The following is a 417-nucleotide window of genomic DNA, read 5'->3' on the forward strand; positions in this document are numbered from 1 at the left end:
GTTGATGAATGTGTTTCGTGTTGCCAACAGTTCAGCGGCGACTCATGCCGACGCGCTAGACCCGTATGGCAACACTTGGCGGACCACGCTGTTGCAAGTCGCGGGCCCAGGCACGTATTCGCAATGGACGGGCGGCCAGCCCGACTGGCGTGCTCACACCGCCGTGCACAGCTCTGTCGGCTCTTTGAACGTCGTGACGACCACGGCGGCCAACCAGAAGATTTCTTACCTGATGGAGTCGATGGCGTCGCGCGGCATTACCGGCGAAATCGGTGTGGTCATGATCGGCATTCGCAACGCGTTCGCCACGGCAGGTAGTCAGGCATTCATCCGCCGAAACGGTGTCGACACGATGCTGCCCGACTTGACGTTGCCGTCGAGCGCCAATGCGGGCGTTCGGTGGTATCGCGTATCGGA

The 417-nt window shown here is 61.2% G+C and carries 1 protein-coding gene; it reads left to right on the top strand.

Annotation, left to right across the window (positions count from 1 at the left end):
• On the top strand, positions 1-417 hold a 417-nt coding region (locus I6F37_RS41890; RefSeq protein WP_225154657.1), incomplete at both ends, for a hypothetical protein.

Origin of the sequence: Bradyrhizobium sp. NBAIM08, assembly GCF_020193935.1 — a bacterium.
Taxonomy (GTDB): Bacteria; Pseudomonadota; Alphaproteobacteria; order Rhizobiales; family Xanthobacteraceae; genus Bradyrhizobium; species Bradyrhizobium yuanmingense.